Source organism: Streptomyces sp. NPDC057002, assembly GCF_042673825.1.
In the GTDB taxonomy this organism is placed as follows: domain Bacteria; phylum Actinomycetota; class Actinomycetes; order Streptomycetales; family Streptomycetaceae; genus Streptomyces.
The window spans coordinates 1,707,077-1,725,725 of the sequence record NZ_JBHURZ010000001.1; the positions used below are offsets into that span (position 1 = coordinate 1,707,077).

Genomic DNA, 18,649 nt, shown 5'->3' on the forward strand with positions numbered 1-18,649 from the left:
CCGCCCTGTTCTGGGCCCGGCCGTCCGTCGGATCCGATGGCCCGCTCGCATCCCCGCACCCTTACCGGGGGTGAAGTGTGCCTCCTCACGGAGGAAGAGAATGACCACCCTTGTTCTGCCTGCCCGCGACCGGGCCCAGCTGACCTGCGCCTCGGTCCGCGTCGACCGCGGTGGCCGCACCGTGCTGCACGACGTCGACATGAAGGTCTCCCCGAGGTCGCGCTGGGGCGTCGTCGGCGAGAACGGCCGCGGCAAGTCGACCCTGCTGCACGTCCTGGCCGGGATCCTGGCCCCGGACGCGGGGACCGTGCACCGTGTGGGCACCCTCGCCGTGGCCGAGCAGGAGATGCCGGCCGAGGACGAGCGCACGGTCGGCGACTTCATCGACGCGTATCTGGCCGACGCCCGCGCGGCCCTCAGGGAGCTGGACGCCGCGGCGGACGCGCTCGCGGCGGAACGTCCCGGTGCCGATCAGGTCTACGCCGACGCCCTGGAGGTGGCGCAGGCGCTGGACGCCTGGGACGCCGACCGGCGGGTGGACGTCGCCCTGGACGGACTCGGTGCGGTCAGCGACCGGGCCCGTCCGCTGGCCACGCTGTCGGTCGGCCAGCGCTACCGGATCCGGCTGGCCTGTCTGCTGGGCGCCGAGTACGACTTCCTGCTCCTGGACGAGCCCACCAACCACCTGGACCTGGCAGGGCTCGAGTACCTCACCGCCAGGCTGCGCGCCCATGCCGGCGGCGTCGTGGTGGTCAGCCACGACCGGGCGCTCCTCGCCGACGTGGCCACCACGATCCTCGATCTCGACCCCACCCGCGACGGCCGGCCGGGCGTGTACGGCGGCGGCTACACCGGCTATCGCGAGGGGCGGGAGGCCGAACTGGTCCGCTGGGAGGAGGAGTACGAGCAGCAGCAGACCGAGCACGTCCGTCTGAAGCAGGCCCTGTCCGAGGCGCAGAACCGGCTGAGCACCGGCTGGCGCCCGGACAAGGGCACCGGCAAGCACCAGCGCGCCACCCGGGCCGGTGCGCTGGTGCGTTCCGTCCACCGGCGCCAGGACGATCTGGACCGGCACAAGGTCACCGCGCCGGTGCCGCCCCACCGCTTCTCGCTGCCCGAGCTGCCCGCCCGGCCCGGTGTCGTCCTGCTGCGGGTGGAGGAGGTGACGGTCGGCGGGCGGCTGCACGACTCGACGAGCCTGTCGGTGACGTCCGGCGACCGGCTGGCGGTCACCGGCCCGAACGGGGCGGGCAAGTCCACGCTCCTGTCCGTCCTGGCCGGGCGGCTGGCCCCCGGCTCGGGCCGGGTGCACCGGGCGCGCAGGGTGCGGCTGCGGCTGCTCGGGCAGGAGTCGCCGCGGGCGACGCAGCGGCGGGCCCGTGACCTCTACGAGGCGCACACCGCCGAACTCGTCACGGCGGGGGTGCTCAAGGAGGGCGAGGTGGTGGGGCTCGGCTCGCTGGGGCTGCTCACCTCACGCGACACCAACAAGCCGGTGGCCGAGCTGTCGATGGGTCAGCAGCGGCGTCTCGACCTGGCCCTGGCCCTCGCCGCCCGCCCGCACGTCCTGCTGCTGGACGAGCCCACCAACCATCTGTCCATCGCCCTGGTCGACGAACTCACCGAAGCGCTGCACACCACGGAGGCGGCGGTCGTCCTGGCCACGCACGACCGCCAACTGCGGCGCGACATCGCCACGTGGCCGCGCGTCGCGCTGTCGCAGCGGCGGTCGGCGGAGACGGGGGCGGGGGCGGGTACGACGACCCGCTGACCCCGGAACCGCCCGGGCGCGTCCGGTGCGCCCGGGCGGTTCCGCCTGCCCGGGCGTCATGGGGACCTCACGGATTGCTCGGGGTCTGTTCGAACGGCTCCCAGGCGTCGTCCTTCTTCACCGTGCACAGGGCCCAGATGATGAACCCGGAGATCGCGATCATCACGACCGACCAGACCGGGTAGGACGGCAGGGAGAGGAAGTTGGCGATGATGATGAGTCCGGCGATGCCCACGCCGGCGACGCGTGCCCACGTCGACGCCTGGAACAGCCCCATGCTGACGAGCACGGCGACCGCGCCCAGGACCAGGTGGATCCAGCCCCAGCTCGTGAGGTCGAACGCGAAGACGTAGTTGGGGGTCGAGAGGAACACCTCGTCCTCGGCGATCGCCGCGATGCCACGCATGATGCCCAGGATCCCACCGATCATGAGCATGACGGCGGCGAAGACCATCAGACCGACGGCCCATTCGCGTTTCGCCGTCGAGTGCGCGTGCGTAGGGTGTGTGGCGGTCATCCTGCTGCCTCGTTTCTTTCGGGGGCTAGGGTTCCGACGGGCCGGAGCCGCTCAGGACCAGCTCCTTCGCCCTGCGGAACTCGTCGTCCGTGATGTCGCCGCGGGCGCGGATCTCGGACAGCCTGGCGAGTTCGTCGACGCTGCTCCCCCGTCCTTCGCCGCTCTTGGCCGTCTCCCGTATGTAGCTGTCGAAGGCCTCCTGCTGCGCGCGGGCCTGGGATATCTCCCGGCGGCCCATGTTCTTGCCGCGCGCGACGACGTAGACGAACACGCCGAGGAACGGCAGGACGATGCAGAACACCAGCCAGCCGGTCTTGGCCCAACCGCCCAGATCGTCGTCACGGAAGATGTCGAGGACGACGCGGAAGAGCAGCACGAACCACATGATCCACAGGAAGAACCACAGCATCGTCCAGAAGGCGCTCAACAACGGAAAGTCGTACGCCAGGTAGGTCTGCGCACTCATGTCACTCCTCCGTCCCGGGCGCACGTCGCCCGGCAGGCCGTTCCGTGCCGTTCTCAGCGTGCCCATGTCCGGCACGGTCCGCCTCACCCGGGACGGGTGAGCGTGCCGGGCACCGGCCGGACCGGTCCGGCCACGCAGTGACGGCGCGGCCGGGGCCGTCACTGCGCCCCGCCTGCCGCCGGGTCACCCGCGACGGGTGATCCGTTCCCGGCGCCGTGGCGGTGAGGTGGAGAGCGCACCCGACAGGACCGAGAGACGAGATGAACGATCCAGCCACCGCCCGGACCGAACCCGCCCGGCCGCGGCAGGAGCGGGAGCGGCAGCGGCAGCAGCAGCAGCCGCGAGAGCGACCGAGGCGGCGCGCGAAGGCCACCGTCCTGGTTCGCGCGGCGCTCATCGCGATCGGGCTCGTCACCGTCTACTACGTGCTGCCCCTGGACGGCCGCAGCACCAGCACCGGCACCTCGGTGCTGCTCGCCTGCGGCCTGCTGCTGGTCGTCCTGGTCTTCTGGTGGGAGGTACAGGCCATCGCCCACTCGCCGTTCCCCCGGCTGAAGGCCGTCGAGGCCCTGGCCGCCACGCTCGTCCTGTACATCCTGCTCTTCGCGGGCACCTACTTCCTGCTGGAGCACTCCACTCCGGGTTCCTTCAGCGAGCCGCTGACAAAGACAGACTCGCTGTACTTCACACTCACCACGTTCACCACCGTCGGGTACGGCGACATCGCCGCCCGTTCCCAGACGGGGCGGATCCTGACGATGCTTCAGATGGTCGGCGGGCTGCTGCTGGTGGGCGTGGCGGCACGGATCCTCGCCGGCGCGGTGCAGGCCGGGCTGCGCAGGCGGGACCACGAGCCGTCGGAGGACCTCTCCTCCCGACGGGAGGGCTGAGCCATGACCGTACCGAGCCTCACCACGAAGTTCCTGTCCCCGGCCGAGCGCGCGGAGTCGGGCCGGGGCGTGCGGCGGCGGTTGCCGCGTTCGTCCCACAGCCGGTTCGAGGCGGGGCCGGAGCGGCCCGACCCGGTCGAGGTGGTGGAGCGCCAGTCGGCCACCCGGGTACAGGAGTTGGTGCCGGTCCGCTACGGCCGCATGCTCGAGTCCCCGTTCCGCTTCTACCGGGGTGCCGCGGCGATCATGGCCGCCGATCTGGGGGCGGCCGCGGACACCGGGCTGTGGGTGCAGCTGTGCGGGGACGCCCATCTGCTGAACTTCCGGCTGCTGGCCTCGCCGGAGCGCCATCTGGTCTTCGACATCAACGACTTCGACGAAACCCTGGCCGGGCCGTTCGAGTGGGACGTCAAGCGGCTGGCGGCCAGTTTCGCCATCGCGGGCCGGGCCAACGGCTTCGACACCGCGGAGCAGAACGGCGCGGTGGAAACCTGCGTACGCGCCTACCGGCAGCGGATGCGGGAGTTCGCCGGCATGCGCACCCTGGACATCTGGTACGCGCAGGACGACGCCGACCGCATGCGGGAGCTGATGGCCGCGTCGATGACCAAGGAGGCCAGGCGCCGTACCGCCGAGGCCACGGCGAAGGCCCGCACCCGCACCCACCTCCAGGCCTTCGCGAAGCTCACCGGGACCACGGCCGAGGGGCGGCGGATCACACCGGACCCACCGCTGATCACCCCGCTGCGGGATCTGGTGTCCGACTCCTCGCCCGAACAGGAGAAGGAGCTGCTCACCGTCCTGGAGGGCTATGCGGGCAGTCTGTCGTCCGAGCGCAGGCACCTGTTGCGCCGCTACCGCCTGGTGGACATCGCCCGCAAGGTGGTGGGGGTCGGCAGTGTCGGCACCCGCTGCTGGATCGTGCTGCTGCTCGGCCGGGACGACGACGATCCCCTGCTCCTCCAGGCCAAGGAGGCACAGCAGTCGGTGCTCGCCGCCCACACCGGCGGGGACAGCTACGACAACCAGGGCCGCCGCGTGGTGGCGGGACAGCGGCTGATCCAGACGACCAGTGACATCCTCCTGGGCTGGACGCACGCCCTCGGTCTCGACGGACACGAGCGGGACTTCTACGTACGCCAGCTGCGGGACTGGAAGGGCATCGCGCGGGCGGACACCATGGACCCGGCCATGCTCCGGCTGTTCGCGCGGCTGTGCGGGGCGAGCCTGGCGCGGGCCCACGCCCGCTCGGGCGACGCCGTCGCCATCGCGGCGTACCTGGGCGGCGGCGACCGGTTCGACCGCGCGCTCGCCGGCTTCGCCCAGTCGTACGCCGATCAGAACGAGCGCGATTTCGCGGCGCTGGGCGCGGCAGCCCGCTCCGGCAGGATTCGCACGGCGGTGCTGTGACCCCCCACTCCCCCCCGGCCCGCTCATCACGGCACCCGCTCACTCCGGCAGCTGGCGCATCTCCACGACCCTGAGACCCAGCGACTGGAAGCGGGTCAGCAGCCCGTACAGATGGGCCTCGTCGATGACGGGGCCGAACAGGACCGTCTGACCGGACATCACCACATGATCCAGCTCCGGGAAGACCTTGGCCAGCGTCTCCGACATGTGTCCGTCGACGCGGATCTCGTAGCGCATGAGCTGCTCTCCCGCGGGCGGCGTGGGGCGGGCCGTGCACGCCCTTCCCTTGCGATGGTCCGCCCTGGCGAGCCGTCCGCCCTCACCCGGCGCAGGTGAACCTGTGTCCGCTCCTCAGTCCTTCCTCATTCCTTCAGGACGATCTTGAGGATGATGATCAGCAGGCCGAGCAGCAGGTTCACCGCGGCGGAGACGACCATCTGCCTCCCCGAGGCACCGGCCCGGGCCGCGGCGGCCAACGACCAGCCGACCTGTCCGGCCACCGCCACGGAGAGCGCCAGCCACAGGGTGCCCGGCATGTCCAGGGGCAGCAGCGCGCTGATCGCCACGGCGACGGCGGACGGGACGGCTGCCTCCAGGATCGGCCACTCCTCACGGCACACCTGGAGCACGGCCCGGCGTCCCACGGCCCCCTGCGCCAGGCGCGCCCCGAACAGCTGCGCGTGCACGTGCGCGAGCCAGAACACCGCACCGGTCATCAGCAGCAGCGCCACGAGTTCCACCCGGGGCAGCGACCCCAGGGTTCCTACGCCGATCACCACGGAGGCGGCGAGCATGGAGCCGTAGACGCCGCCGGTGTAGTCGGCCCGGGACCGCCGCACGGCACCGCGTGCCCGCCCTGCCGCTCCACCGGCCGTGGTCGGGGTCCCTCTCACAGGAGCCGCCGTTCGCGCGCCCGGCGGACGGCGTCGCCGCGCCGGGTGACGGCGAGCTTGCGGTAGATGCTCTTGAGGTGGGTCTTCACGGTGTTCACGGACACGTGGAGGTCGGCGGCGATCTCCTCCGTCGACATCATCTCGGCCACGCGCCGCAGCACGTCACGCTCGCGGGCGCTCAGCTCCTCGACGGCGAGCTCCGGAGGCCCGTCGGGCGCGGCGGGCCCGGGGGCGCGGTACCGGCCGGGGCCCGGCAGGAGCCAGCCGGATGCCAGTTCCCGCGGCCGGCCGGTGTTCAGCAGCGGACGGATCCAGGTGCCGGCTTCCAGGAAGGGGCGGCGCAGCTGCTCGCGCCGGCCGTCCAGGAGGGCCCGGGCGACCAGACGGCGGGCGGTGGTGGGGTCCCCGGTGTCGAGGGCGGCCCGGGCGCGTACCAGCGTGGCGCGGACGGTCACCGCCGGGCCGGGCCGGTCGTTCTCCGGCAGGCTGTCGAGCAGGTCGAGCACGCCTTCGGGCCTGCCCGCCGCGAGCCGGGCGCGGGCCGCCTCGACCGCGCACGCACTGCGGTGGTGCGCCACCCGCTCAACGGCCTGCCGGGCCGGCTCGGCATGTCCCTGGGCCAGGTGGGCGGCGGAGGCGAGCAGGGCGGCGTGGTCCTCGGCCCAGGGTGAGCTCACGGCCGCCGGGACGATCGCGTCCGCCGCCGCCAGCGCGGCCCGGGCGTCCCCCCGGGCCAGGAACAGCCGCCCCCGGATGAGGGTCCGGCCGGCCCGTACCACCGGGTCCTCGACGAGCGGGTGGGAGACGGCCGCTTCGTCGAGGAGCGCCTGCGCCTCGTCGAGTTCGTCACGGTCGATGAGGACGGCGGCCAGGACCAGCGGGGCGATGCCGGACCGGGAGCGCCGCGGGAGGCTGTAACGCTCCGCCTGGCCGGCCGCCGCGAGGGCCTTGTGCTCGGCCGGGCCGAGCCAGCCGTTGAGGTAGTCGATCAGTGCGAGGTGGCCGAGGGCCTCCCACCGGGGCAGGGCCGTGGCCGCTCCCTCCGGGGATCCGGCCACCGCCGACAGGGCGGTCCTGGCGTCGTCGAAGCGCCCGGCCCACAGGCGGGCGGAGCCCAGGTGGGTGAGCAGGAGGGCGGTGAGTTCCGGGTGCTCGTCGAGGAGCTGCCCGGGGACCTCACGCTGGAGGAGCCTCGCCTGCTCGGCGGCGCGCTCCGCTCTGCCCGGGGAGCCGGTCAGCCGGGCCGCCAGGGCTTCCAGGAGCGCACAGCTGAGCCGCACCGGTGCGGCACCGGCTTCGTCCCGGCCCAGTTCCTCCTCGGCCCGGCGCAGATGGGCCAGGCCGTGTTCGAGATCGCGCCGGCCCAGCTCGCGGGCGGCGCGCACCAGGTCGGGCGCCGGGCCCGTGACCTCGGGGCTCATCCCCGCGAACAGGGCGGTCAGCTCCTCGGAGCGCAGCCCGGTGAAGAGCTGCCCGATCGCGAGATCGTCGACCACGACGCGGGCGGTGAACTCCCAGTCGTCCGCCGCGGCCGCCTGGACGAGCGCGTCGGGCAGGGCTCCGGATCGCCTCAGCCACTGCGCGGCCCGGCCGCGCAGCTCCGGCTCCAGGCCGGGGAAGCGTTCCCTCAGGTGGGCGCGGAGGATCTCCGCGAACAGGGGGTGCAGGCTGTACCAGGAGTGTCCGAGGTAGTGGACGAACGCGTTCTCGCGCTGCAGCGCGGCCAGGATCGGCTCCGCGTCGGTGCGCAGCGTCAGCGCGTTCACCAGGTCGGGGCAGCAGCGGTCCAGGACGCTGACGCGCAGCAGCAGGTCCTGGGTGCCGGGTGTCTGCCGGTCGAGCACCTCTGCCAGCAGGAAGTCGGCGACCGTGCTGTGGTCGGCTTCGAACTGCTTCAGATAGGCGTGGGGGTCCGTGCCCTGCCGGGCGGCCAGGGCGCACAGCCGGAGTCCCGCGGCCCAGCCCTGGGTCCGCTCCACCAGGGCTCGTACGGCGTCGGCCCGCAGGTGCAGTCCGTGCCGCGACAGCAGGTCATGGGCCTCTTCGGAGGTGAACGCCAGCTCGGCGTTCCGGATCTCCGTGATCTCGCCCGAGGCCCGGTAGCGGTGCAGCGGCAGCAGGGGTTCCGTGCGGGAGACGAGGACCAGGCGCATGCCTCGTCCGGCGTGGTGCAGGACGAACTGCAACTGCCGGGCGATCTCGGGGGAGGTCACCCGGTCGAACTCGTCGAGGACGACGACGGTGGTGTGGTCCCGGCGCTCCAGGTCGGCGGCCAGGCGGGTCAGGGTCCGCCGGTCCACATGGGCCGCCTCCGCCGGGCAGCCGACGTCGCCCGTCACCGGTACGCCAGCGGCGCGCAGTGCCTCCAGCAGATAGGCCCAGAAGATGCCGGGGGCCTGGTCGGCGGGGTCGGCGGTGAGCCAGGCGACCGGTTCCGTGAGGCCGGCGGCCCAGTCGGCGACCAGGAGGGTCTTGCCGGCGCCGGCGGCCCCGTTGACCATCGTCAGGGGTGTTCCGAGAGCCTGGTCGAGGTGCCGGACCAGGCGGGCGCGGCGCAGGAACGTGGCGGGCCGCTTCGGCAGGGCGAACCGGGTGCGCAGCAGTGGATCGCCCGTGGGGTCGACGCCCGCGGACGCCGGTTCCGCACCGGTCTCCTCGGTCACGGCCATGGAGCCCACCCTGTTCGCCGTCCGACGGATCACAAGCAGCGCTCGTTTCCCCCAGGATCTCAAGCCTCACCCCCCGGCGCACGCCCACGGCCGGGCCGTGAACGGCCTCGACGGCCGCCGCGCAACCACCCGCCACGGGCGATGCGCCGACGGGACGACCCGGGTTCGCTGAGGTCCACGCGCACCACCTACACAGCCGTGCGGCACGGCCCGGGCGGCTCGGAACGGGGGTACCCGCCATGTGCCGCTGGCTCGCCTACTCGGGCACCCCCGTGCTGCTCGACGACGTCCTCTACCGGCCGCAGCACTCGCTGATCGACCAGAGCCTGCACGCGCGGATGGGTGTCGAGACCACCAACGGCGACGGCTTCGGAATCGGCTGGTACGCGTGGCACCTGCGGACTCCCGCCGTCATCCGCGACACCGGTCCCGCCTGGAGCAACCGCAATCTGCGGGAGATCGCCGACCACGTCCGCTCGTCACTCTTCTTCGCCCATGTGCGCGCCTCCACCGGGACGACCGTGCAGCAGACCAACTGCCACCCCTTCCGCCACGGACGCTGGCTGTGGATGCACAACGGGGCGATCTCCGGGTTCCACGACCTGCGCCGGGATCTGATGCTGACCGTGGACCCGGCGCTGTTCCCGGCGCTGGAGGGCACGACGGACTCCGAGGTGATGTTCCACGTGGCCCTCACCTTCGGGCTCGACGGCGATCCGCCGGGGGCGGTGGCCCGGATGGCGGGGCTCGTCGAGCGGCTGGGGCACGAGCACGGGGTGCCGCAGCCGCTGCAGATGACGATCGCGGTGACCGACGGCGAACGGGTCTGGTTCTTCCGGTACTCCAGCGGCGGGGACTCGCGGTCGCTGTACTACAGCAGCCGGGTGGACGATGTGCGTGCCCTCCACCCCGACCTGGCCTTCCTGAGGCATGTCTCCGAGGAGACCCGGCTGGTCGTGTCGGAGCCGCTGGGCGATCTGCCCGGGGTCTGGAACGCCGTACCGGAGAGCAGCTACGGCGTCGTCCAGCCGGGCCGGGACATGCTGCGGCACTTCGAGCCCGAGCCGGTCTGAGTGCGCGGGTGCCTCAGCGGAGCCGTGCGGCGAACACCTCGTACGCCGGCGCGTCGAAGAGGACGAACCGGACCTCCTCGACGTCGGTCCGGGCGGTGCGCACCGTGTCCACCGCGATACCCGCGGCCTCCTCCATCGGATAGCCGTAGACGCCGGTGGAGATCGCCGGGAAGGCGACGGTGCGGGCGCCGAGTTCGTCGGCGACGCGGAGGGACTCGCGGTAGCAGGAGGCGAGCAGGGCGGAGCGGTCCTCGGTCGCGTCGAACACGGGGCCGACCGTGTGGATCACCCAGCGGGCGTCCAGGTCGCCCGCGGTGGTGGCGACGGCCTGTCCTGTGGGGAGGCCTTTGCCGTAGTGGGAAGCACGCAGCTTCCGGCAGTCCTCGAGGATCGCGGGGCCGCCGCGCCGGTGGATCGCACCGTCGACCCCTCCCCCGCCCAGCAGGGAGGAGTTGGCCGCGTTGACGATGGCGTCGACGCTCTCGCGGGTGATGTCGCCCTGGACCAGTGCGATGGTGGTCATGACTGCCTCAGTCGCCTCCATACGGCCTTCGCCGCGTTGTGTCCCGACATGCCGTGCACGCCGGGGCCGGGCGGGGTCGCCGACGAGCAGAGGAAGACGGCCGGGTGGGGGGTGTGGTACGGGAACGGGGTCACTTTGGGGCGCAGCAGGAGCTGGAGTCCGGAGACCGCGCCGGAGGCGATGTCGCCGCCGACGTAATTGGCGTTGCGGGCGGCGAGTTCGCGCGGGCCGGCGGTGGCGCGGGCCAGGACACGGTCGCGGAACCCCGGGGCGAAGCGCTCCAGTTGGCGCTCGATGGCGTCGGTGAGGTCGCCCGTCCAGCCGTGCGGGACATGGCCGTAGGCCCAGAAGACATGCTTGCCCGCCGGGGCCCGGGTGGGGTCGACGACGCTCGGCTGAACCGTGATCAGGAACGGTTTGTCGGGGGCCCGGCCTTCCCGGGACGCCGCGCGCAGTGCGGTGCCGATCTCCGCGCTGTTCGCGCCGATCTGGACCGTGCCGGCGACGCGGGCCTCCTTCGCGGTCCACGGCACGGGCCCGTCCAGCGCGTAGTCGATCTTGAAGACGCCCGGGCCGTAGCGGTAGTCGGCGTAGTGGTCGCCGAAGCCGGCGATGCGGGCCAGGGCGGTGGGCGAGGTGTCGAAGACGTACGCCCGGGCCGGGGGCAGGTCGTCGAGGCGCTTGACCTCGTAGTCGGTGTGGACGCTGCCGCCGAGGTCGCGCAGATAGGCGGCGAGGGCGTCGGAGATGGTCTGGGAGCCGCCGCGGGCGACGGGCCAGCCGCGGGCGTGCGCCGCGAGGGCGAAGACCAGGCCGATGGCGCCGGTGGCGAAGCCGCCGAGGGGTGCCATGACATGCGCGACGAGCCCGGCGAACAGCGTCCTGGCCGGTTCGTCGCGGAAGCGGCGCGTCAGCAGGGTCGACGGGGGCAGGCCGACGAGCCCGAAGCGGGCCAGGGTGACCGGGTCGCGGGGCAGCGCGGTGAGCGGCAGGGACATGAAGTCCCGGGCCAGGGTGTCCCACTTGGGCAGGAAGGGCTCGACGAGCCTGCGGTACGACCCGGCGTCACGCGGCCCGAAGGAGGCGGCGGTCTCGCCCACCGACCGGGACAGCACGGCCGCCGTGCCGTCCGGGAAGGGGTGCGCCATGGGCAGCTCGGCGTGCAACCACTCCAGGCCGTACCTCTCGAGCGGCAGGGCGCGGAACGCCGGTGAGTTGATGCCGAGCGGGTGCGCCGCGGAGCAGGGGTCGTGCCGGAAGCCGGGCAGGGTGAGCTCCTCGGTGCGGGCCCCGCCTCCCACGGTGCCCCGGGCCTCGAAGACGGCGACGGAGAAGCCGCGGCGGGCCAGCTCCACGGCCGCGGTCAGTCCGTTCGGTCCCGCACCCACTACGACGGCATCGAGCATCGACGGCACCTCTGACCCCTTCGTCAGCCGACGGCCACTGAGGATCAGGATATGCCCGGGGACTGACAGTCACCGGCCGCGGGTGATTTCCGGCCAGGACAACGCCTGGGAGACGCCTGGAGGACGCCCGGAGGGCGTCTGGAGCGCCTGTCGAGCGACCGGCCGTGTACGGTCGGTGACCGTCACGCTCCGCCCGACAGCAGTCCCGCCACGTGGCGGGCGGTGGCCGCGTCGCGGGCCGCGGTGAAGGGGAGGTCGTTGCCGCCCGTGATGCGGAACGGCTCGCCCGAACGGGTCAGATGGGTGCCGCCCGCCTCCTCGACCAGGAGCAGCCCTGCGGCGTGGTCCCAGGCGGCTTCCCAGGAGAAGGCCGTGGCGTCCAACTCGCCGCGGGCGATGGCGAGGTACTCCAGTCCGGCCGAGCCGCAGGGGCGCGGCGCCACACCGTCGGCGCGCAGGCCGGTCAGGGCGTGCTTCTGTTCGTCCGTCGTGTAGTCCGGGTGGGAGGTGGCCACGCGGAGGTCCCGGCCGGGCTCCGGCACACCGGCGAACAGCCGCTCGCCGTCGAGGTAGGCGCCCTTGCCGCGTCGGGCGGTGGCGAACTGGTCGCGGGCGGGCGCGTAGGTCCAGGAGGCGAGCAGGGTGCCGCCGTGCGCCAGCGCGACCAGGGTGCAGAACCCGGCGTCGCCGTGCACGAACTGCCGTGTCCCGTCGACCGGGTCGACGATCCAGACCGGGGCGTCGCCGCATATCGCCTCGTACGACGCCGGGTTGGCGTGGACCGCCTCCTCGCCGACCACGGCCGAGCCGGGCAGCAGGTCGATCAGGACGTCGGTCAGGTACAGCTCGGCCTTGCGGTCGGCGTCCGTCACCAGGTCGTGCGGGCCGTTCTTCTCGTCTACCTCGTGCGCGGCGAGCCGGCGCCAGCGCGGCATGATCTCGGTGGCGGCGGCCTTGCGGATGGCCTCTTCGACGTCGGAGGCGTGCTGTACGAGAAACTCTTCGATGGTTTCGTTGCTGTCGATCACCCCTCCATGACAACACGTGCCACTGACAACCCCCACCCTCCGGGTGCACCCCGGATGGCATCGCGATGAACGATGAACAGCGGCGGCTCCGTGCGGACCGGGCGGCGCCGGGCCCTCCGGGTCACCGGCCGACGGCGTATCCCTGCATGCCGCGCGGGTTCGCCGCCGCCGACAGGACGCCGGTCTCCTGGTCCCGCGCGACCGCGCACAGCCGGCCCTCCGACCAGGGGCCGCCGACGGTCACCTGGTGGCCGCGCCGCCGCAGCTCCGCGACGGTCTCCGGGTCGAAGCGGGACTCCACGGTGACGCTCCCCGGGCGCATGCCGCGCGGGTAGAAGGAGCCGGGGAAGCTGTCGTTGTGCCAGTTCGGGGCGTCGATCGCGCCTTGCAGGTCGGGGCCGCCGCGGACCTGGGCGCGCAGCGCGACCGCGAGGAAGAAGTGGAGCTGCCACTGGTCCTGCTGGTCCCCGCCCGGGGTGCCGAACGCCATGACGGGCACGCCCTCGCGCAGGGCGATCGAGGGCGTCAGCGTGGTGCGGGGGCGGCGGCCCGGGGTGAGGGAGTTGGGCAGGCCCTCCTCGAGCCAGGTCATCTGGAGCCGGGTGCCGAGCGGGAAGCCCAGTTCGGGCACGACGGGGTTGGACTGGAGCCAGCCGCCGCTGGGCGTGGCCGAGACCATGTTGCCCCAGCGGTCGACGACATCGAGGTGGCAGGTGTCGCCCCGGGTGGTCCCGTCGTCGAGGATCTCCGGTTCACCCGGCACGGGGGACGCCGGGCTCTTGGCGACGGTCGGTTCGCCGACGCCCAGGGCATCGAAGCCCTCCTGGGCGGCGGCCGCCACGTGCGCGTGCGCGCACAGCCTGGGGGTGCGTCCGCCCGGGCTTCCGGGCCGCAGATCGTGGTCGGACCGCTCGCCCACGAGGGCACGGCGGGCCGTGTTGTACTCGTCGGAGAGCAGGTCGTCGAGCGGTACGTCGACGGCGTCCCCGTACCAGGCCTCCCGGTCGGCCATGGCGAGTTTGCAGCCCTCGACCAGGAGGTGGACGTAGTCGGCCGAGCCGTACCGGGGCAGCTCGGGCGGGAGAAGGGCGAGCTGCTGGAGGAGGACCGGGCCCTGGCTCCAGGGGCCGGGCTTGCACACGGTCCAGCCGTTCCAGTCGTACGTCGCCGGCGACTCGTAGGTCGCGGACCAGGAGGCGAGGTCGGCGGCCGTGAGGGTGCCGGTGTGGCGGGTGCCGCTGGTGTCCAGGGTGGGCCGCGCGGCCTGGCGCACGAGGGCCTCGGCGATGAATCCGGAGCGCCACACCTGCCGCGCGGCCTCGATCCGGGCCTCCCTGTCGCCGGCCCCGGCGGTCTCGGCGAGCACGCGCTTCCAGGTGGCCGCGAGCACGGGATTGCCGAAGAGCTCCCCGGGGCGCGGCGCCTTCCCGCCGGGCAGGTACACGTCCGCCGACGAGGTCCACTCCGTCTCGAACAGCTCGCGCACGGTCTCGACGGTCTCCCCGACGCGCTCCACGGGCGCGTGCCCGTGCTCGGCGTACCCGATGGCGTACTTCAGGACGTCGGCGAGGGACTTGGTGCCGTGGTCGCGCAGCAGCAGCATCCAGGCGTCGAACGCGCCCGGTACGGCGGCGGCGAGCGGCCCGGTGCCGGGCACGAGGTCCAGGTCGAGGCCCCGGTAGTGCGCGACGGTCGCCCCGGCCGGTGCGACGCCCTGTCCGCACAGCACCCGCACCTCGCCGCCGGCCGGGGCCAGCAGGATCGGCACCTCGCCGGCCGGACCGTTGAGGTGCGGCTCCACGACATGCAGCACGAACGCCCCGGCCACGGTCGCGTCGTAGGCGTTGCCGCCGTCCTCCAGCACGGCCATCGCCGACTGCGAGGCCAGCCAGTGGGTGGAGGACACCATGCCGAAGGTGCCGCTCAGGGTGGGACGAGTCGTAAATTCCATAGCTGACCTCGGTGTTTACGTATGCCGGTCGGCCCAGAACGGGCCGTGGGGAGAATCTGGGGAGAATGAGCACGAGGCCATCTCCTCCAGGTAGATCCATTGCCCCCTCTTTCCTGACCGGACTGTTGAGGCCCGAAACTGCTGCGCTCGCGGAGTCAACGTGCACAGCAGATCAGCAGCAATCCGTCTCACCTGGCGAAATGGGTCCCCTTGGTGGGCGCCGAGATATCCCGTCCACCAGGCGGCTGATCCCGTCACCCTGTGGTGGCCGCCTTCACTGTGGCCATTTCCTCGCAGATCGCCCGAACTCGGCGGCGACACAACACGACCCTGCGCGTGGGCGTCACCGGTGAAGACCGGCCGGTCAGCCTCCGCTTCGCGCCCCATCCGCCGCTGCCTCGCATGACTCAAGGCCGATGAAGGCGAAGGCGTGGTGCCCAGCGAGCCGTTCGACGAGGACGCCCGTGCTGATGCCGAGGTTCAGCGCGAGGACAGCCGTGGGAGGCGCGGGCTGGTGGAGCGGTCGGATCACCACGTCACGCGCTTGCTCAGGGGTGGTCAGGTCACCGACCACCAGCCGAGGGTCCTCCTTGATCCCGGCCTGGGCGAGGGCGTTGCGATAGCCGCTGAGCCGCTGGGCGGCACGGAAGGAGTCGAGGCGGCCGGCGAGCGCGGCGATATGGCGGTGTCCGAGCTGGAGGAGGTGCTCTGCGGCCTGCTGGACGGCTCGGTCGTCGTCCGTGAGGAAATCACGGTGGTCGCCGTCGGGCATCATCAGCAGGGCGCTGACGCGACGGTCGATCATTGCGTGGGCCAGTTCGGGTTCTCGTTCGGGGGTGTCGTCGGTGGAGACGATGATCAACTGGAGTCCTGCGCGGCGGAGTTCCCGTTCGGCGCCGGAAGCCACTCCGGCCTGGAACAGGTTGGTGAAGTCGGCTGTCACCAGTCCTACCGCTCGCGGGCATCGCCGTCGCCAGCATCGGGCAAGGGATTTACGTGGGCGTCGACTTCGCACTCGTCGTCTCTGTCCTACCGGACAGCGAGACCGACGCTGCCAAGGGCATGGGGCTGTTCAACATCGCCAATGCCCTGCCGCAGAGCATCGCACCCGCCATCGCCCCCCTGTTCCTCACCATCGGCGGTGGCGATGACTACGCAGAGCGGCCCGCTGACGCTCCGGTCCTGTGGGCGCCGACACCCAGCAAGATACGGTTCGCAGACGCCCCTCAGCACGCCTGTGCGACACAACCTCACCTGTGTCGCACAGGCATGACGACGAGTGGCACGACGGATGGGGCGCGATCGTAGATCAACGGCGTGAGACAGCCCGTGCTCCGCGTGCTGACCCCATCCGTGCGAGGCGCGGACTGTATTGGTCGGTCAGCGCCAGTAGTCGTTCGCTGCGGCGATCGTCGCGAACTCCACCGCGACCACATGGGAGATGGAGATCAGCGAGTCCGCGTCCTGCGCGTACCCGGGGCGCAGCTTCTCGCGCACCGTGCCGTCGGGCTGAGTCGCCTTGATGACCAGCCGGGCCATCTTGAGGGCAAGCTCCCGGCCCTCCTGCGGGGAAGCGGTGATCAGGGTGTTGCCGGGGACCAGTTCAGTGGCCATTTCATACCTTCCGTGACGATGACGATTCTCTGGATCATCCTGCTCTCGACGGCCTCCGCCGCTGCTCGGCGGCGAGCGTCCGCGGCCGACCGCGCACCTGACGCCAGGCACGATGCACAGTGCGCATGTCGTAGGACTCATAGCTGGTCAGCGAGTCGCTCAAGGGTGTCGGCGGTGGATTCGGCCTTCGCCTCGCGGTGACCGGTTCCGGCCCACAAGTGGATCAGCCGTGTGTCGGCGGCTGCGGTGGCCGCCTTGCGGAGTGGGCTGGTGAGGTGGTGGAGGGCGGGGTAGCCGACCGGAGTGACCGAGTGGTATCGGTCGGTGAAGTGGTTGCGCAGGGCACGCGCCGGGCGCCCCGTGAACGCCCGGGTGACGACGGTGGAGTCGAAGGCCGGGTCGACCAGGGCCGCCTTGTGCGGAGCGGACGCTCCGCTCTCGTGCGTGCGCAGCAGAACGGTGCCGACCATGACGGCTTCCGCACCTGCGTGTACCGCTGCTGCCACGTCGGCTGCGGTGCTGATTCCACCGGTGGCGATGACGGGCAGGGCGACGGCGCGGCGCACCCCGGTGATCAGGTCCGGCAGCCGGATCGGCGCAGGCGGCCGTGCGGGGGTGAGCGTGGCCGAGTGTCCGCCGGCGGCCGGTGCCTGCACGATCAGCGCGTCGACGCCGGCGCCTGCCGCTCGACGTGCCTCGTCGGCCGAGGTGACGCACTGCAGAACAGCGCTCCCGGCCCTGCGCAGGGCACTGACGACCGCGGGGTCCGGGATGCCGAAGGTGAAGGACACCCAGGGGACGGGAGAGGAGGTGAGCAGGTCGATCTTGTCCTTCCAGTGGTCGTCGTCCTCGATCGGCTCCTCGGGCAGCGTGAGCCCGTAGCGGTCGGCCTCCGCCTGCACCTCCCGTGCGTAACGCCGGTACGCCTCCCGGGAGACGGGGACCGAGTTCGGGACGAACAGGTTGACGCCGAACGCGAAGCCTTCCGCGCGGGTGATGTGGATCTGCCCGGCCAGTGCCTGTGCGCTCTTGTACCCGCCGGCCAGAAAGCCCAGGCCGCCCGCACGGGCTGCGGCGGTGACCAGCTCGGGCGTGCTCGGCCCCCCGGCCATCGGCGCCGCGATGAGGGGAAGGTCTGCTCCCAGGTCGGACAACAGTGTGCTCACGGCAACTCCTTCTGAAAGGTATGGGGCGTCAGGCCGCCGAGCTCACGGGCCCGAGGTGGTGCGGGAAGCGGAAGCAGACGGCGGCGGCCGCGACCGCGGCGACGACGACCAACGCGCTGCCCAGCAGGAGCGCCTGGTGGTAGCCGTGACTCAGCAGCGGGGCGGCCAGGAGGGGGCCGAGGATCTGCCCGGCGCTGTATCCGGCGGTCAACAAGGCCACGGCGCGGGGTACTTGCAGGTGAGCGCCAATGGACAGGGCGATGGTGCTGACGCCCATGAAGGTGGCGCCGAACAGTACGGCGGATACGACAGCGGCCGCTGCACCGCCCAGCAGCGCCGGCAGGGCGATGCCGACGGCCTGGATGGTCAGCGAGGTGAGCAGCAGGGCCGGCCTGGACCAGCGGCGGGCCAGCCGGGTCCACAGCGCGCACGAGGGAAGGGCGGCGAGGCCGACCCCGATCCAGGCCCCGGAGCCGAGCCAGCCCTTGACGCCCTGCTGGATCGCGGCGACCAGGAAGGTGCCGGCGATGATGTAACCGATGCCTTCGAAGGTGTAGCTGGCGAGCAGCGCGAGGAACCAACGGTGGGTGCGGGGCCGTTCGGTCTTCTCGGCCGCCTCGGAACTCCTTGGTTCCGGCTGTGGGACCAGGGGCCAGGCGACCGCCGCGAGGAGAGCGGCCAGGACGGCACAGGTCCACCAGGCCGCCTGCCAGGTGGACGCGGCCTGCACGGCGACGACCAGCAGGCCGGACAGAGCGATTCCGGCGCCGACTCCGCCGAAGGCCCAGCCGACCAGGTGGTGGGCCTGCTCGCGAAGACCCGAGTGCATGGCACTGACGGCGATGACGAAGATCAACGCGCTGGCGGCGCCGGCCACGAGGCGCAGCAGGAACCAGGCGGTGCCGTCGTGGGTGACCGGCATGAGCACCAGCGTCGCCACCAGCACGACGAAGGAGCCATGCAGGGCTGCGGGCGAGCGTACGACGGCTGGTACGGCGATGCCGGCCAGGGCCCCTACGAGGTAGCCGATGAAGTTCGCGGTCGCCAGATCGGCCCCTTGTGCCGAGGAGAGTCCGGCCTGGGTGTGCATGAGGGGAAGGATGGGGGTGTAGACGAACCTGCCGATCCCCTGTCCCGCGGCGAGCGCTGCCGCCGCCTGAGCCACGATCGTCCAGGGAGAGCGCGTTCGCGGACGGGACAGGGCTGATGACTGCACGGTTCCGGGTACCTTCCTGGCGACGTCGTGTGGCCGCATCCGACGCTAGGCAGCAC

The 18,649-nt window shown here is 72.3% G+C and carries 17 protein-coding genes; 4 read left to right on the forward strand and 13 right to left on the reverse strand.

What is annotated here, in order from left to right; genetic code table 11:
• Window positions 1-100: 100 nt before the first annotated feature.
• Window positions 101-1,771: an ATP-binding cassette domain-containing protein gene (locus ACFT32_RS07660; RefSeq protein WP_382486825.1), complete on the forward strand. Its 1,671-nt coding sequence runs from the start codon at window positions 101-103 to the stop codon at window positions 1,769-1,771.
• A 67-nt stretch (window positions 1,772-1,838) separates the two neighbouring features.
• Here the strand turns inward: ACFT32_RS07660 and ACFT32_RS07665 are convergent, their stop codons facing one another.
• Together ACFT32_RS07665 and ACFT32_RS07670 are read right to left on the reverse strand one after the other, a co-directional pair.
• The gene (locus ACFT32_RS07665) at window positions 1,839-2,288 is read right to left on the reverse strand and encodes a hypothetical protein (protein ID WP_382486827.1); all 450 of its coding nucleotides are present in this window, start codon (window positions 2,286-2,288) and stop codon (window positions 1,839-1,841) included.
• Window positions 2,289-2,313: 25 nt separating this feature from the next.
• Window positions 2,314-2,754: an SHOCT domain-containing protein gene (locus ACFT32_RS07670; protein WP_382486829.1), complete on the reverse strand. Its 441-nt coding sequence runs from the start codon at window positions 2,752-2,754 to the stop codon at window positions 2,314-2,316.
• A gap of 260 nt (window positions 2,755-3,014) precedes the next feature.
• Between ACFT32_RS07670 and ACFT32_RS07675 the strand changes: the two genes are divergently transcribed.
• Together ACFT32_RS07675 and ACFT32_RS07680 are read left to right on the forward strand one after the other, a co-directional pair.
• A complete protein-coding gene (locus ACFT32_RS07675; RefSeq protein WP_382486831.1) occupies window positions 3,015-3,644 on the forward strand; it encodes a potassium channel family protein in 630 nt (209 codons plus the stop codon).
• A gap of 3 nt (window positions 3,645-3,647) precedes the next feature.
• Window positions 3,648-5,054 (forward strand): DUF2252 domain-containing protein, encoded by a 1,407-nt coding sequence (locus tag ACFT32_RS07680; RefSeq protein ID WP_382486833.1) that lies wholly within the window; start codon window positions 3,648-3,650, stop codon window positions 5,052-5,054.
• Between the two features lie 39 nt (window positions 5,055-5,093).
• On the opposite strand, the gene ACFT32_RS07685 is transcribed toward ACFT32_RS07680, so the two are convergent.
• The 3 genes from ACFT32_RS07685 to ACFT32_RS07695 form a co-directional block, all read right to left on the reverse strand.
• Complete coding sequence (locus tag ACFT32_RS07685) at window positions 5,094-5,291, reverse strand: hypothetical protein (protein WP_382486835.1); 198 nt, start codon at window positions 5,289-5,291, stop codon at window positions 5,094-5,096.
• A 125-nt stretch (window positions 5,292-5,416) separates the two neighbouring features.
• Window positions 5,417-5,947 (reverse strand): hypothetical protein, encoded by a 531-nt coding sequence (locus tag ACFT32_RS07690; RefSeq protein WP_382486836.1) that lies wholly within the window; start codon window positions 5,945-5,947, stop codon window positions 5,417-5,419.
• Window positions 5,944-8,616 carry a LuxR C-terminal-related transcriptional regulator gene (locus ACFT32_RS07695; RefSeq protein WP_382486838.1) on the reverse strand — a complete coding sequence of 891 codons (2,673 nt, stop codon included), beginning with the start codon at window positions 8,614-8,616 and terminating at the stop codon, window positions 5,944-5,946. Before ACFT32_RS07695 ends, ACFT32_RS07690 begins: the two co-directional genes overlap by 4 nt.
• Before the next feature lie 239 nt (window positions 8,617-8,855).
• Here ACFT32_RS07695 and ACFT32_RS07700 point away from each other — a divergent pair, with 239 nt between their 5' ends.
• Window positions 8,856-9,689, forward strand: coding sequence for a class II glutamine amidotransferase (locus tag ACFT32_RS07700; RefSeq protein WP_382486840.1), 834 nt, complete (start codon window positions 8,856-8,858; stop codon window positions 9,687-9,689).
• A gap of 13 nt (window positions 9,690-9,702) precedes the next feature.
• Here the strand turns inward: ACFT32_RS07700 and ACFT32_RS07705 are convergent, their stop codons facing one another.
• From ACFT32_RS07705 to ACFT32_RS07740, 8 genes are all read right to left on the reverse strand, one after another.
• The gene (locus ACFT32_RS07705; protein WP_382486842.1) at window positions 9,703-10,212 is read right to left on the reverse strand and encodes an O-acetyl-ADP-ribose deacetylase; all 510 of its coding nucleotides are present in this window, start codon (window positions 10,210-10,212) and stop codon (window positions 9,703-9,705) included.
• Window positions 10,209-11,618 carry a phytoene desaturase family protein gene (locus tag ACFT32_RS07710; protein WP_382486843.1) on the reverse strand — a complete coding sequence of 470 codons (1,410 nt, stop codon included), beginning with the start codon at window positions 11,616-11,618 and terminating at the stop codon, window positions 10,209-10,211. The genes ACFT32_RS07705 and ACFT32_RS07710 overlap by 4 nt, the downstream gene beginning before the upstream one ends.
• A gap of 182 nt (window positions 11,619-11,800) precedes the next feature.
• On the reverse strand, window positions 11,801-12,646 hold the full coding sequence (locus ACFT32_RS07715) for an inositol monophosphatase family protein (RefSeq protein ID WP_382486845.1): 846 nt from the start codon (window positions 12,644-12,646) through the stop codon (window positions 11,801-11,803).
• Window positions 12,647-12,767: 121 nt separating this feature from the next.
• Window positions 12,768-14,597: a gamma-glutamyltransferase family protein gene (locus tag ACFT32_RS07720; protein ID WP_382486847.1), complete on the reverse strand. Its 1,830-nt coding sequence runs from the start codon at window positions 14,595-14,597 to the stop codon at window positions 12,768-12,770.
• A gap of 364 nt (window positions 14,598-14,961) precedes the next feature.
• Window positions 14,962-15,540 carry a substrate-binding domain-containing protein gene (locus tag ACFT32_RS07725; RefSeq protein WP_382486848.1) on the reverse strand — a complete coding sequence of 193 codons (579 nt, stop codon included), beginning with the start codon at window positions 15,538-15,540 and terminating at the stop codon, window positions 14,962-14,964.
• A gap of 437 nt (window positions 15,541-15,977) precedes the next feature.
• Window positions 15,978-16,211, reverse strand: a complete 234-nt coding sequence (locus ACFT32_RS07730) for a hexameric tyrosine-coordinated heme protein (protein WP_382486850.1) — start codon at window positions 16,209-16,211, stop codon at window positions 15,978-15,980.
• Window positions 16,212-16,348: 137 nt separating this feature from the next.
• Window positions 16,349-17,377, reverse strand: a complete 1,029-nt coding sequence (locus tag ACFT32_RS07735; protein WP_382486852.1) for a nitronate monooxygenase — start codon at window positions 17,375-17,377, stop codon at window positions 16,349-16,351.
• A 28-nt stretch (window positions 17,378-17,405) separates the two neighbouring features.
• A complete protein-coding gene (locus tag ACFT32_RS07740) occupies window positions 17,406-18,593 on the reverse strand; it encodes a YbfB/YjiJ family MFS transporter (protein WP_382486854.1) in 1,188 nt (395 codons plus the stop codon).
• Between the last annotated feature and the right edge of the window lie 56 nt (window positions 18,594-18,649).